The organism is Enterobacter sp. MGH 24 (assembly GCF_000493015.1).
Taxonomy (GTDB): domain Bacteria; phylum Pseudomonadota; class Gammaproteobacteria; order Enterobacterales; family Enterobacteriaceae; genus Enterobacter.
The window spans coordinates 1,836,031-1,850,265 of sequence record NZ_KI535657.1; the positions used below are offsets into that span (position 1 = coordinate 1,836,031).

10 protein-coding genes and 2 tRNA genes are annotated in these 14,235 nt (G+C 56.3%); 8 read left to right on the forward strand and 4 right to left on the reverse strand.

Features of this window, described 5'->3' with window-relative positions; genetic code table 11:
• The first annotated feature begins 158 nt into the window (after positions 1 to 158).
• Both epmA and yjeM read left to right on the forward strand, forming a co-directional pair.
• Positions 159 to 1,136, forward strand: a complete 978-nt coding sequence (gene epmA / locus L370_RS13125) for an elongation factor P--(R)-beta-lysine ligase (protein ID WP_023334238.1) — start codon at positions 159 to 161, stop codon at positions 1,134 to 1,136.
• A gap of 194 nt (positions 1,137 to 1,330) precedes the next feature.
• Entirely contained in the window at positions 1,331 to 2,830 is a 1,500-nt protein-coding gene (gene yjeM / locus L370_RS13120; protein ID WP_023334239.1) for a glutamate/gamma-aminobutyrate family transporter YjeM, read from the forward strand.
• 37 nt (positions 2,831 to 2,867) lie between these two features.
• Here yjeM and mscM read toward each other — a convergent pair whose 3' ends face one another.
• From mscM to rsgA, 3 genes are all read right to left on the reverse strand, one after another.
• A complete protein-coding gene (gene mscM / locus L370_RS13115; protein WP_023334240.1) occupies positions 2,868 to 6,191 on the reverse strand; it encodes a miniconductance mechanosensitive channel MscM in 3,324 nt (1,107 codons plus the stop codon).
• 19 nt (positions 6,192 to 6,210) lie between these two features.
• Positions 6,211 to 7,179 carry an archaetidylserine decarboxylase gene (gene asd / locus L370_RS13110; protein ID WP_023334241.1) on the reverse strand — a complete coding sequence of 323 codons (969 nt, stop codon included), beginning with the start codon at positions 7,177 to 7,179 and terminating at the stop codon, positions 6,211 to 6,213.
• A 97-nt stretch (positions 7,180 to 7,276) separates the two neighbouring features.
• Positions 7,277 to 8,329 (reverse strand): small ribosomal subunit biogenesis GTPase RsgA, encoded by a 1,053-nt coding sequence (rsgA, locus tag L370_RS13105; RefSeq protein WP_023334242.1) that lies wholly within the window; start codon positions 8,327 to 8,329, stop codon positions 7,277 to 7,279.
• 107 nt (positions 8,330 to 8,436) lie between these two features.
• On the opposite strand from rsgA, the gene orn reads away from it, so the two are divergent.
• From orn to L370_RS13090, 3 genes are all read left to right on the forward strand, one after another.
• Positions 8,437 to 8,982 carry an oligoribonuclease gene (gene orn / locus L370_RS13100; RefSeq protein WP_023310130.1) on the forward strand — a complete coding sequence of 182 codons (546 nt, stop codon included), beginning with the start codon at positions 8,437 to 8,439 and terminating at the stop codon, positions 8,980 to 8,982.
• A 196-nt stretch (positions 8,983 to 9,178) separates the two neighbouring features.
• A tRNA-Gly gene (locus tag L370_RS13095) sits at positions 9,179 to 9,254 on the forward strand.
• A 157-nt stretch (positions 9,255 to 9,411) separates the two neighbouring features.
• Positions 9,412 to 9,487 (forward strand) — tRNA-Gly (locus tag L370_RS13090).
• A gap of 270 nt (positions 9,488 to 9,757) precedes the next feature.
• Here the strand turns inward: L370_RS13090 and queG are convergent.
• Positions 9,758 to 10,897, reverse strand: coding sequence for a tRNA epoxyqueuosine(34) reductase QueG (gene queG / locus L370_RS13085; protein ID WP_023334243.1), 1,140 nt, complete (start codon positions 10,895 to 10,897; stop codon positions 9,758 to 9,760).
• Here queG and nnr point away from each other — a divergent pair.
• The 3 genes from nnr to amiB are packed head-to-tail and all read left to right on the forward strand — an operon-like array spanning position 10,896 to position 14,230.
• Positions 10,896 to 12,419, forward strand: a complete 1,524-nt coding sequence (gene nnr / locus L370_RS13080; protein WP_032666562.1) for a bifunctional ADP-dependent NAD(P)H-hydrate dehydratase/NAD(P)H-hydrate epimerase — start codon at positions 10,896 to 10,898, stop codon at positions 12,417 to 12,419. The genes queG and nnr overlap by 2 nt on opposite strands.
• Positions 12,412 to 12,873 (forward strand): tRNA (adenosine(37)-N6)-threonylcarbamoyltransferase complex ATPase subunit type 1 TsaE, encoded by a 462-nt coding sequence (gene tsaE / locus L370_RS13075; RefSeq protein ID WP_013095283.1) that lies wholly within the window; start codon positions 12,412 to 12,414, stop codon positions 12,871 to 12,873. The genes nnr and tsaE overlap by 8 nt, the downstream gene beginning before the upstream one ends.
• Positions 12,874 to 12,889: 16 nt before the next feature.
• Complete coding sequence (amiB, locus tag L370_RS13070) at positions 12,890 to 14,230, forward strand: N-acetylmuramoyl-L-alanine amidase AmiB (protein ID WP_032641364.1); 1,341 nt, start codon at positions 12,890 to 12,892, stop codon at positions 14,228 to 14,230.
• Positions 14,231 to 14,235 lie beyond the last annotated feature (5 nt).

Sequence of the window (14,235 nt, forward strand, 5' to 3'; positions counted from 1 at the left end):
TTTTTGCTGTTCTGTCAGGCGATTTATCATGAAGATTGATGAATTACGTCACGTAATTACTCACCTAAATGAAATGCGCTTTTTTACTGCGCAAAATTTGTCTCTGCCCCTGCTAACGAGTAGACTTCGTGCCCTTGTCTGAAATCGGAGAACAACTCATGAGCGAAACGGCCACCTGGCAGCCGAGCGCATCCATCCCTAATCTGTTAAAACGCGCTGCAATTATGGCGGAGATCCGCCGTTTCTTTGCCGACCGCGGAGTCCTGGAGGTGGAAACGCCGTGCATGAGTCAGGCAACGGTAACGGATATTCATCTGGTCCCGTTTGAAACCCGTTTTGTTGGCCCCGGCCACTCTCAGGGCATGAATTTGTATCTGATGACCAGCCCGGAATACCACATGAAACGCCTGCTGGCGGCGGGATGTGGTCCGGTGTATCAGCTGTGCCGCAGCTTCCGTAATGAAGAGATGGGTCGTCACCACAACCCGGAATTCACCATGCTGGAGTGGTACCGCCCGCATTATGATATGTACCGCCTGATGAATGAGGTGGACGATCTGCTGCAGCAGGTCCTGGAGTGCTCAGAAGCTGAAACGCTCTCCTATCAGCAGGCTTTCCAGCGCCATCTGGAAATCGATCCGCTGTCGGCGGACAAAGCCCAGCTGCGCGAAGTGGCGGCAAAGCTGGATCTGAGCAACGTGGCGGATACCGAAGAGGATCGCGACACGCTGCTGCAGCTGCTGTTCACCTTCGGCGTTGAACCGCAGATTGGCAAAGATCGTCCGACGTTTGTCTATCACTTCCCGGCAAGCCAGGCCTCACTGGCGCAGATCAGTACCGAAGATCATCGTGTTGCAGAGCGTTTTGAGGTCTATTACAAAGGCATCGAGCTGGCGAACGGCTTCCACGAACTGACTGATGCCCGCGAGCAGCAGCAGCGCTTCGAGCAGGATAACCGCAAGCGCGCCGCGCGAGGTCTGCCGCAGCAGCCAATTGATGTTAATCTGCTTGAAGCATTAAAAGCAGGTCTGCCGGATTGCTCCGGCGTGGCGCTGGGCGTTGACCGTCTGGTGATGCTGGCGCTTGGCGCAGAGCAGCTAGGCGATGTGATTGCCTTTACGGTCGATCGCGCCTAATAACATGCCGGGTGGGCTGCGCTTACCCGGCCTACCATTCCTGTCAATTAACCTTTCCATTTCCGCACAACAACATTAAAAACTGCCACTTTCTCTATACACGGGTCTTTTTCTTAATTTGCTCCTTATAGGCGCAATTTTTATCTGGTCTTCTGCTACCATCCGCGCAGTTTAATTCCTCTTCGGATGGTTCTATGTCCCAGTCACTCAAAAAGATGACCCTTACCGGGCTCATTCTGATGATATTTACTTCAGTCTTTGGCTTTGCCAACAGCCCGTCAGCGTTCTATCTGATGGGCTACAGCGCGACGCCGTTTTATATCGTTTCTGCTCTGTTCTTCTTTATCCCGTTTGCGCTGATGATGGCGGAGATGGGCTCGGCTTACCGGAAAGAAGAGGGCGGGATCTACTCATGGATGAATAACAGCGTCGGGCCGCGCTATGCGTTTATCGGCACGTTTATGTGGTTCTCATCCTACGTCGTCTGGATGGTCAGTACGGCGGCCAAAGTCTGGGTGCCGTTCTCAACGTTTCTTTTCGGTGCCGATAAAACGCAGGTCTGGTCTTTAGCCGGGCTGAGCTCCACGCAGGTTGTCGGGGTTCTGGCGGTAGGCTGGATGGTGCTGGTCACCCTGGTAGCGTCTAAAGGTATCAACAAAATTGCCCGGATTACCGCCGTGGGCGGGATCTCGGTTATGGGATTGAATCTGGTACTGCTGCTGGCGAGCATCGCTATCCTGTGCCTGAACGGCGGCCATTTCGCGCAGGAGGTTAATTTTGCCTCCTCGCCGAATCCGGGCTACCAGTCCGGGCTCGCTATGCTCTCCTTCGTGGTGTTTGCCATCTTCGCTTACGGCGGTATTGAAGCCGTAGGCGGCCTAGTCGATAAAACGGAGAACCCGGAAAAGAACTTTGCGAAAGGCATTATTTTTGCCGCCATCGTCATTTCCATCGGCTATTCGCTGGCGATTTTCCTCTGGGGCGTCAGCACCAACTGGCAGCAGGTGCTGAGCAACAACACCACTAACCTTGGCAACATCACCTATGTGTTGATGAAAAGCCTGGGGATGACGCTGGGACAGGCGATGAATCTGAGTCCCGAGGCGGCATCGATAATGGGAGTCTGGTTTGCGCGTATTACCGGCCTGTCGATGTTCCTTGCCTATACCGGTGCGTTCTTCACGCTGATCTACTCGCCGCTGAAAGCGATCATCCAGGGGACGCCAAAAGCGCTGTGGCCGGGACGCATGACCCAACTCAATACCGCAGGCATGCCTGCCAACGCCATGTGGATGCAGTGTCTGCTGGTGTGCGTGTTTATTCTGCTGGTGTCATTTGGCGGCGATACCGCATCGGCGTTCTATAACAAGCTGACCCTGATGGCGAACGTGTCGATGACGCTGCCGTACCTGTTCCTGACCCTGGCATTCCCGTTCTTTAAGGCGAAGCAGGATCTTGAACGTCCGTTTGTGATTTTTAAAACCCGCGCGGCAACGCTGCTGGCCACCACGGTGGTGGTGCTGGTGGTGGCGTTTGCCAACATCTTTACCATTATTCAGCCGGTAATTGAGGCGAATGACTGGAACAGCGCGCTGTGGATGGTCGGCGGCCCAATCTTCTTCTCGCTGTTGGCGATGGGGATTTATGAGAATTACCGTCGACGCGCGATGGCGTACGTCGCAGAAGTGGCGTAGCGGGAATATTCCCCTCCCGAAAGGGAGGGGAGAAGCGTTACAAACTTCCCGCCGGGCGCGTACGCGCCGCTGACGTCAGCGTTCTTCCCGTTTTACGTCCGTCCAGAGTTTCCAGACGCATCTGGAACGGTGGGAACGGCATATCAATACCGTGCTCGCGGAAGCCCGCCAGAATCAGCTGGTGGATCTCATGGCGCAGCGGCATACGGTGGCCCATTTCGGCGGCGTAGATACGCAGCTCGAAAATCTGAATCCCCTGCTGTAAATCCACAAGGAAGACTTCCGGCGCCGGGTTGTCGATGACCAGCGAGCAGCGCTCAGCGGCGGTGTAGAGGATCTGGGTGACCTCTTCGCTGTTGGCATCCGAGGGTGCCGGTACCGTCAGCACCACACGGGTAACGGAGTCTGACAGCGACCAGTTGATGAACTGCTCGGTGATAAACGCCTTGTTTGGCACGATGATCTCTTTCCTGTCCCAGTCGCTGATCGTCGTCGCACGGGTGTTGATCTTTGTAATGCTGCCGGTCAGATCGCGGATCGTCACGGTATCGCCAATACGGATCGGTTTTTCGAACAGAATGATCAGGCCAGAGATGAAGTTGGCGAAGATCTCCTGTAAACCAAAACCCAACCCTACACCAAGAGCCGCTACCAGCCACTGGAGCTTCGACCACTCAATACCGATCATTGAGAAGCCAACCAGCCCGCCAAACAGCATGATCAGATATTTGGTAATGGTCGTAATCGCATAACCCGTCCCCGGGGTTAAATCCAGGTGCTGCAGCAGCGCCAGCTCCAGCAGCGCCGGGAAGTTGCGCACCAGCTGCGTGGTGATGATCAGCACCAGAATGGCAATCAGCACCGCCCCTAAGGTAATCGGCTCCAGGCTTTCAACACCCTGCACCGTGGACGTCACGTCCCAGAGAGAGATGTTCTCCAGGAAGCCAAATGCGGAGTGGATCTCTGACCACAGGAAGATCACCGACAGGAGGGCAATCAGCATCAGGATGGAGCGAACCAGGCGCAGGGACTGGGTGCTGATGGCATCCAGATCCAGTTCAACCTCGTCCGCATCCGTCGTGCCTTCCGTACTGTTGACGTGGTTTGGCTCTTCCTCACCCCGCGCGCGCTGGGCGAGGATCTCCGCCCGACGATGCTTGGCTCGGTCAAAGGCCAGGCGGCGGCGCTGGATCAGCATCCAGCGGCGGATCACGTGGTACACCACCAGAAGCAGGAACCAGATGGCCACCGAGGTTTCCAGCCGCGCCAGCAGCGCCTGCGCGGTTGCCAGATAGCCCACTGCGGCTGCCAGCATCGCAAACAGCGGCGCGCTAAGCAGCAGGTTCCAGAGCAGCCGGTTAAACATGTTTTCGCCGCTGCCGGATTTATCCAGATAGAGCGGAATACCCGCGCGTTTCAGGCTGAGCGTGACGATAGCCAGCGCCCCGCATATCAGCATAAAGCAGAGGCGGCCCAGCGAGCCTGAGAATTCCCGGTCGTTGAGATTATCGAACATGATCAGCGCCATAATCAGCGGCACAATCAACCCGATGCTCATCAGGTAGTAGCGCATGGCGCGCGCGACGCGATTACGCGGCCAGCCAAAGTGGGTGATGAACAGGCCATTAGGGCGTGCGAAGGTGGCGCAAATCATGACCACCCACAGCAGCGGCACCGTGGCGGTGACGCCATCGCCAATCGCGACCGCGAGCGGATAGGGCCAGGCTTCCCGCAGGCCATACCCTAGCGTCATCCACAGCACCGGCAGCGGGGAGGCGACAAGAATCGACCAGAATACGGTGCGCAGCGTCAGCCAGAAGTGATCCTGGGTGACTTTCCCGACCCTGGAGCTGGAACGCTCCAGGAAACGGGTGAAATGTCTGCGCGAGTAAATGCTGAAGCCCACCAGAATCAACGCCCCCAGCAGCGGGAAAATGGTCTCTTTGCTGGTGAACATCATCACGCTGGCCTGTCCCAGCTGGCTGAAGGTGTCCAGTGAAATCAGGCGGCGCAGGTCCTGAACAATCTCAATCGGCCACGAGAAGGTCATTGGACGCACGTCGGACGTCCAGAAGAGATAACGGTGCGTCGCCTCGTTCACCTCTTTCAGCGCATCTTCCAGCTGGCTGTTGGATACTTTTAGCTTGGTCAGCTCCAGAATCAACGTATCCCCGCCCTGGAGCAGAGAGTTCAGCAGTTCACGCTGGGTACGCAGCTGGGCTTCCAGAATGCGGTTTTGCTCGCTGGTCAGGGGCTGTCCGTCAGCCTGACGGATCTGGCGGATTTGCGGCTGTTTATTGAGGAGATCTTCAAAGTGCAGTCGCTGAACGCGCAGCTGGGCCATCTCGGTATCCAGCTGCTGCGGCTTCGGCATCTCCGGCAGGCGCGCGACCTGGGCGCGCAACGCTTCGCCCAGCAGGTTAGATGACCCGAGCCACTGGGACTGCTCGCGCAGGGTGTTGAGCGCCTGGCGAACCTGAAGGGTTTGATTGGTGGCCTGACGCTGCTGCGAGGCAACCAGATCCATGCGCTGCGCCTGCTGGTTCAGCGCGGCGGAAAGCTCGCGGTTGACCCTGAATTGTTCGTTGATACCGGCAGGCAGATTTTCGCTGTTTTCAGCGAGCAGTTCGGTACTTTCCAGCGCGCGCTCCGCTTCGCGTTGACGCTGGCTGTTGAGCTGGTTGCGCAGGGCCTGAAGATACGCGTCTAACTGCTCGCTCTGCTTCTGAGCGAGTTCTGAGCGCATCCGCGACAGTTCCTGGCGGTTATTGGCGGAAAGCTGCGCCAGCTCGAGCTCATCGACAAGGGCCTTCAGGCGAGCCGATTCTGCCTGCAGACCCAGATTTTGGGCCTGCGCCTGCGGCGTGTTGCCGCTTTGCGTACCCACACGGCGCTCAACTTCATTAAGCTGGCGACGGGCGTCGGTTTGCTGTTGCGGAAGCTGACTGAGCGAGTCGGCGATTTCGCGCGCGCGCTCCTGCTCCTGCTGAGCAAGGCGGCTCTTTTCCAGAAGCTGGCTGCTGACCTGCAGGATCTCCTGGTTTAGTGCGTCGGAGGTCATCCCTGCGGGCACATCGCGCGGTTCGTCACGCAAATTATTAAGCTGCGTGCGCAGCGTCTGCGAGAGTTTGGGGAAGTTGTCGATAACCTGCTGATACTGCTGAGCGCGCTCAAGAGAGCCTTTCCGCTCCTCAAGCGCGTTCAGGGCAGCCTGGAGCGACTCGACGGTCTCTGGCTGAGCGGGTTTGGCCGCTTTTGCCTGCTCCAGTTCCTGAGTTATCTGTTTGGCGTCGGGGGCTGTCGCTGCGTACGCCCCCATGCTGAGGCACCAGGCCATCAGTAGAACGATAATCGGGCGCACGTCAGCGATCCTTCTGTTGTTAGCCTTCGTCTTTTTTGTCGTCAACCAGCGGGCTGGCGTCGTGCTCGGCCTTGATCTCTTCTTCCGGCAACGGCGCAGGCTCTGCATCTGGCGTCACGAAGGTTTCGGTAGAGACCGCCAGCGGCTGGCCCAGTTTGGTAACTGACAGGCTTTCGAGGTGTTCAGCCAGCTTCACTTTGCCCGGCGCAAACAGGTTAATCACGGTCGAGCCCAGCTTGAAGCGACCCATCTCCTGACCTTTCAGCAGGGCCACAGAGCCTTCCGCTTCACCGGCAGGCCAGGTCCAGCGTTTGATCACGCCTTCGCGCGGTGGGGTGATGGTGCCGGCCCAGACGGTTTCGATACTGCCTACAATGGTCGCACCCACCAGAATCTGTGCCATAGGACCAAATTCAGTATCGAACAGACAGATGACGCGCTCGTTACGGGCAAACAGGTTCGGCACGTTCTGCGCGGTCAGATGGTTTACGGAGAACAGGTCGCCTGGGACATAAATCATTTCACGCAGGATACCGTTACACGGCATGTGCACGCGGTGATAGTCGCGTGGTGACAGATAGGTCGTGGCAAACGTACCATTACGGAACAGATCCGCCATCAGGTAGTTACCTGCCAGCAGCGCTTCCAGACTGTAGTTATGGCCCTTCGCCTGCAGGATTTTGTCGTCTTCGATGTTACCCAACTGGCTTATCACGCCGTCTGCTGGCATCACCAGAACGTTAGGGTCGGTGTTCAGCGGGCGCACTTCGTCACGCAGCGGACGCACGAAGAACTCGTTGAAGGTGCGGTAGCTGGCGGTGTCCGGCTTTTGCGCCTCTTTCATGTCGACCTTGTAATATTTTACGAAAAGATCGATGACCAGTTTGGTCAGCCAGCCCGCGCGTTTGCTTGCGCCCCAGCCCGCCAGGCGAGTGAGCCACAGTTTTGGCAGAATGTATTGAAGCGAAAGTTTAAATGCGTTTAACAAGGTAGCCTCCAGGCCATTGTTTTGTCGTTCCTGATCCGGCGTTAAGCCGCCGGAACCTGAAAAAAGGGGACGATTTTAGCGATGCTTAGCTTAGTTGTCAGTTATCAGAATCAGAAAAGTTTTTACGCGTTTTTACGTCTTCCATGCTCTCAAGAATACGGTGGTAATTCTCGAAGCGGGTTTCTGCGATCTCGCCTTTCTCAACCGCTTCTCGAATAGCGCACCCTGGGTCGTTATCGTGTTTACAGTCGCGGTATTTACAAGCGCCTAAATAATCATGGAATTCGACAAATCCGTTAAAGATTTGTTCCGGCTCAAGGTGCCACAAACCGAACTCACGCACCCCTGGGGAGTCAATCACGTCGCCGCCGTGCGGGAAATGATACAGACGCGAGGCGGTGGTGGTGTGCTGGCCCAGACCCGATACGTTGGACACATCGTTAGTCAGGATCTCTTGCTGGAGGCCAAGCAGGTTGTTCAGCAGGCTCGATTTACCCACGCCGGACTGGCCCGCAAAGATGCTGATACGGTCGGTCAGCGCCTCTTCTAACGGTTTCAGGCCATCTTTGGTGTGGCTGGAGACCATCAGCACGCGATAACCAATCTTGCGGTAGATATCCATCTGCTCATTCACGAAGGCCATGCCGTCGTCATCCAGCAGATCGATTTTGTTCAACACGATAATCGGTTCAACCTGCAGCGTTTCGCAGGCGACAAGGTATCGGTCGATAATATTGAGCGAAAGCTCAGGTAAAATCGCCGAAACAATGACGATCTGGTTAATGTTGGCGGCAATCGGTTTTACGCCATCGTAGAAATCCGGGCGGGTGAGTACCGACGTGCGTTCATGCACGGCTTCAACGATGCCCTTAACCGTGACACCTTCAGCGGCCTCTTTACCCGGACGCCAGACCACGCGATCGCCGGTAACCAGTGAACGGATGGTGCGACGGATATTGCAACGGTGAATATCTCCGTCGGCGGATTCGACATCGGCATGCATACCGAAACGGCTGATGACTACGCCTTCTGTCGCTTCACCAAACAGGTTGTCGTCATAATCCGGCTTCTCCGAAGTGGTTTTAAGACGGCGCTGGTGGTTGGCGTTTACGCGGCGCTGCTGCCCTTTGGAGAGTTTATTTTTACTCAATCGCGCTGGCTCCTGGTCGCCCGTAAGGGGCAAAACCTCTATGATACACTCTAATTAATACTAGTTAACCTGCTACTGCCGGTTATGCGAGAAGGGTGGAAAATAACATGAGCGCGGATGAAAACAACCTGATTTGGATCGATCTCGAAATGACCGGACTGGATCCCGAGCGCGATCGCATCATTGAAATTGCAACGCTGGTGACGGACGCCAACCTGAATATCCTGGCGGAAGGGCCAACGATTGCGGTGCATCAGTCCGACGATCAGCTGGCGTTGATGGATGAATGGAACGTGCGCACCCACACCGGCAGTGGCCTGGTGGAGCGCGTGAAGGCGAGCACGTTCGGTGACCGCGAGGCGGAGCTGGCGACGCTTGAGTTCCTGAAACAGTGGGTTCCGGCAGGCAAATCGCCAATATGTGGGAATAGCATCGGCCAGGATCGCCGTTTCCTGTTTAAGTATATGCCGGAGCTGGAGTCTTACTTCCACTACCGCTATCTGGATGTCAGCACCCTGAAAGAGCTGGCGCGTCGCTGGAAGCCTGAAATCCTCGACGGCTTTAAAAAGCAGGGGACCCACCAGGCGATGGACGATATCCGTGAGTCCGTGGCGGAGCTTTCCTACTACCGCGAAAACTTTATTAAGCTGTGATTTTGCGATCCGGCGCCTTGCGTGGCCGGGTTTTTGTCGTTAAATTGTTCAGCTTGCCGATTAAATAAGCATTTGAACTTAATTTCGAAAAAATCGCTTTAAGGGGGGTTGCAGCTAAAAGGATTTCTCGTATAATGCGCCTCCCGTAACGACAGAGAATTACACGTTACGACAGCAACAAAAGCAGTGCAGATTTGCGGGAATAGCTCAGTTGGTAGAGCACGACCTTGCCAAGGTCGGGGTCGCGAGTTCGAGTCTCGTTTCCCGCTCCAAAATTTGAAAGTGCTTCTAAAGCACAGACCACCAAATCGTGGGATTTCGAGTTGCAACAAGGCGGCAACTGAACGAATCCTTGGGAGCTTACTTGAGTAAGTGACTAAGGTGAGTGAAGGCAGCCAACGCAGTGGCAGCTTGAAAGACACAGATTAAGCGGGAATAGCTCAGTTGGTAGAGCACGACCTTGCCAAGGTCGGGGTCGCGAGTTCGAGTCTCGTTTCCCGCTCCAAATTCTTCTTCATCTCTAAAGTATCCACAGCGAAAAGATTCGTTGGGGACGTTTTCTATTGTCTCTGAAATACTCTTGTGAACAGAGTTATCCACAGAAACCGCACTTACCCTGAACAGGGTTAAAACTTAGCAGGGTGAATAGTATCCACTTAACACACTGTATTTAATGGATAAATTTTCATTTCAAAATGTTAGTGAGATCACTTGACCTCTTCTCTAGCCCAGATGGCGCTTGAGTTTGTAATTTTATTCACAGGCTGTGAATAGTTCAGGCATCCCGCGTAAGCCCTTTTTCAATCACCCTCACCAGACGCTGTTTCTTCGGTAGCTGCACCTCGATCGTACAGGCATTACGCTTCTCAATTTGCTGCGCAATCGCCCATTCTATATGTTCATCAAGAAGTGGGTGCTCACCTCTACGGCTTTCAAGCGCCCGCACGTTCGCTTCATCCCACGGGGCATTACCCAGCGCGACGGCAACATTACGCAGCCAGCGCAGATGGCCGATACGGCGAATGGCAGAACCTTCCGTCACCTTCAGGAACCAGGCCTCGCTCCAGGCGAACAGCTCAATGAGCTGCGGGGCATGCAACGCCTTACGCGGGCTGAAATCCTCTTCGTCCGTGAGCTGCGAATAGCGGTTCCACGGGCAGATCAGCTGGCAGTCGTCGCAGCCGTAGATGCGGTTGCCAATAAGCGGTCGAAACTCTTCGGGAATGGCCCCTTCCAGTTCGATAGTGAGGTAGGAGATGCAGCGGCGCGCATCAACGGTGTAAGGCTCGACGATGGCACCCGTCGGGCAGATGGTCATGCAGGCCACGCAGCGGCCACAGCCTTCCTCTACCGGGCCGTCTACCGGCAGCGGTAAATCAATCAGCAGTTCACCCAGGAAGAAGAACGATCCGGCGTCGCGGTTGAGGATAAGTGAGTGCTTACCTGTCCAGCCAAGCCCGGCTTTTTCAGCGATCGGGCGCTCAAGAATAGGCGCAGAATCGACAAAGGGTCTAAAATTCAGCGAAACACAGTGCTGCTGAATAGTTTCCCCGAGTTTTTTTAAACGGTTACGCAAGAGCTTATGGTAATCACGTCCCAGGGCGTACCGGCTGACGTAACCCAGTGAGGGATTTTTTAGCGTGCGCGCAAAGGCCGCGTTGGCAGGTAGATAGTTCATGCGCACGCTGATGACGCGTAATGTGCCCGGCAAAAGCTCGTGAGGGCGGGCGCGCATCATGCCATGACGCGCCATCCATTCCATTTCGCCGTGGTATTGTTTGTCCAGCCAGGCCTGCAGTTTCGGCTCGCTGGCGGAAAGGTCGGTATCGGTAATGCCCACCTTCTGGAAGCCAAGCTCAGCACCCCACTGTTTTATTTTTTGCGCTAATTCATTGAGATCGAGGGGCTGTGACATGACGGACCATACGGTGAAGAAAAACCCCGCAAGTATACCACATTCCATCTGGCATGCGGATGACCTCCGGCGCGCCGAAAAAGAGGCCGCAGACAGCCTCGGGATTACCCTTTATGAACTGATGCTGCGCGCGGGTGAGGCGGCGTTTAACGTTGCCCAGAGCGCCTACCCGCAGGCCTCCCACTGGCTGATTCTGTGCGGTCACGGCAATAACGGCGGCGACGGCTACGTCGTCGCCCGTCTCGCGGTTGCGGCAGGTATTCGCGTGACGTTGCTGGCCCTGGAGAGCGATAAACCGCTGCCGGAAGAGGCCGATGCGGCGCGGGAGGCGTGGCTTAACGCAGGCGGTGTGATTCATGCGCCTGATATCGTCTGGCCAGAAGAGGTGGATCTGATTGTTGATGGTCTGCTGGGGACCGGTCTACGCAGTGCGCCTCGTGAGAACATTGCCGCGCTTATTGAACACGCAAACAGACATTCCGCGCCGGTAGTCGCCCTGGATATTCCCTCTGGCCTGATTGCACAAACCGGCGCGACGCCGGGGGCGGTCATTCAGGCTGCCCATACGGTGACCTTCATCGCCCTCAAGCCGGGGTTACTGACCGGTAAAGCGCGAGACGTCGTTGGCGTGCTGCACCACAATGCGCTGGGGCTGGAGAGCTGGCTGGCCGGGCAGGAAATGCGCATCGCGCGTTTTGATGCGTCGCAGCTTGCTGCGTGGCTCCCGCCGCGCCGGCCGACGTCCCATAAGGGCGATCACGGCAGGCTGGTGATTATTGGCGGCGACCACGGTACGGCAGGTGCGATTCGCATGACCGGCGAAGCGGCCCTGCGCAGCGGTGCCGGATTAGTGCGGGTACTCACTCGCATTGAGAATATTATGCCGATCGTGACGGCCCGACCGGAGCTGATGGTCCATGAGCTTACGTCCCAGACGCTTGAAGAAAGCCTGGAATGGGCGGACGTGGTAGTAATTGGCCCGGGTCTTGGGCAGCAGGCATGGGGTAAACAGGCCCTGCAAAAGGTCGAGAATTTTCGTAAACCGATGCTGTGGGATGCCGACGCGCTTAACCTTCTGGCAATAAACCCGGATAAGCGTCACAATCGCATTCTGACGCCACACCCCGGCGAAGCCGCGCGACTGCTTAACTGCAGCGTGGCAGAAATTGAAAGCGATCGCTTACTTTCTGCTCAGCGTCTGGTAAAACGTTACGGAGGTGTTGCCGTTTTGAAAGGGGCAGGAACCGTTGTCGCCAGTGACGAGACGCAGGGCATTATTGATGCTGGAAATGCGGGCATGGCAAGCGGCGGCATGGGCGATGTGCTTTCCGGCATCATTGGCGCATTGCTTGGACAGAAACTTCCCCTTTATGATGCAGCCTGCGCGGGCTGCGTGGCCCACGGCGTCGCGGCGGATAAACTGGCCGCGCGTTACGGTACACGCGGTATGCTGGCCACCGATCTTTTTTGCACGCTGCGGCGTGTTGTTAACCCGGATGTGATTGACGTAGAAAATGACTAATCGAGCGATTCCTTTACCTGATGAACAAGCCACTTTAGAACTCGGCAAGCGCGTGGCGCAGGCCTGTCAGGGGGCAACCGTCATTTATCTGTATGGTGATTTAGGTGCGGGTAAAACCACCTTCAGCCGGGGTTTTTTGCAGGCGTTAGGGCATAACGGGAATGTGAAAAGCCCAACCTACACGCTGGTCGAACCGTACACCCTTGAAAATCTCATGGTGTACCACTTCGATTTATACCGCCTTGCGGATCCTGAGGAGCTGGAATTTATGGGGATCCGTGATTATTTTGCCAACGACGCCATTTGCCTGGTGGAGTGGCCGCAACAAGGTGCGGGTGTGCTGCCTGACCCGGATGTCGAAATTCACTTAGATTACCAGGCACAAGGGCGTGAGGCACGCATCAGTGCTGTTTCCTCATCAGGCAGTTCCTTACTGGCGCGACTGGCCGGTTAAGCGTAGGGATGACGGGATGATAAATCGCGTTAAAGGTTGGTTGTTGGCTGCCACCGTGCTGCTGTGCGCGCAGGCCGGGGCGGCAAACCTCTCAGATATTCAGGTATCAAACGGCGAAAGCCAGGCCCGGATTACGTTCAGCTTTATGGGCGATCCTGAATATGCATTTTCACAGCCAGACAGCCACAGCGTGGCGCTGGATATCAAGCAGACTGGCGTGATCCAGGGGCTACCGCTGCGGTTCAGCGGTAACAACCTGGTGAAAAGTATCCGTTCGGGAACGCCGCAGGATAGCCAGTCGTTACGCCTGGTGGTCGATCTGACCGAAAAGGGCAAAACGAAGGCGGTGAAGCAGCAAAACGGGGCGAACTATACGGTGGTCTTTACCATCAATGCCGACGTACCGCCACCGCCTCCACCGCCGCCGGTCGTAGCGAAGCGCGTGGAAGAACCGGTATATACTCCGCGTCCTTCTGAACCTGCGCGTAATCCGTTTAAATCGCAGAACGACCGCATTACTGCGGCAACCAGCAGCAATACGGTGACGCGTCCGGCGGCCAGCGCGCGACGCGCGACGGTCAGCGGTGACAAAGTGATTATCGCCATTGATGCGGGCCACGGCGGGGAAGATCCGGGGGCGATTGGCCCAGGCGGCACGCGAGAAAAAAACGTGACCATCGCTATCGCGCGTAAGCTGCGTTCGCTGCTCAATGACGACCCTATGTTTAAAGGCGTGTTGACCCGCGACGGGGACTACTTTATCTCCGTCATGGGACGCTCGGATGTAGCGCGTAAGCAAAACGCGAACTTCCTGGTCTCCATTCATGCGGATGCCGCACCGAATCGTAGCGCCACCGGCGCCTCGGTTTGGGTGCTGTCGAACCGTCGCGCGAACAGCGAAATGGCCAACTGGCTGGAAGAGCATGAGAAGCAGTCTGAACTGTTAGGCGGCGCGGGCGACGTGCTGGCGAACAGCCAGTCCGATCCATACCTCAGCCAGGCGGTGCTGGATTTACAGTTCGGTCATTCTCAGCGCGTCGGGTATGATGTCGCCACTAACGTATTGAGCCAGCTGCAAAGTATTGGCGTGCTGCACAAGCGTCGTCCGGAACATGCCAGCCTCGGCGTTCTGCGCTCGCCGGATATCCCGTCCATCCTTGTAGAGACGGGCTTTATCAGTAACAACGGTGAAGAGCGTCTGTTGGGAAGCGACAGCTACCAGCAGCAAATTGCCGAAGCGATTTATAACGGTCTGCGTAAATATTTTGATGCCCATCCGCTGCAGTCCGCGCCGCAGAGCGGCGCTGCCCAGACGGCCAGTGCAGCGCTACCGGGTGAGATGACCGCGACCAACTAAGGAGA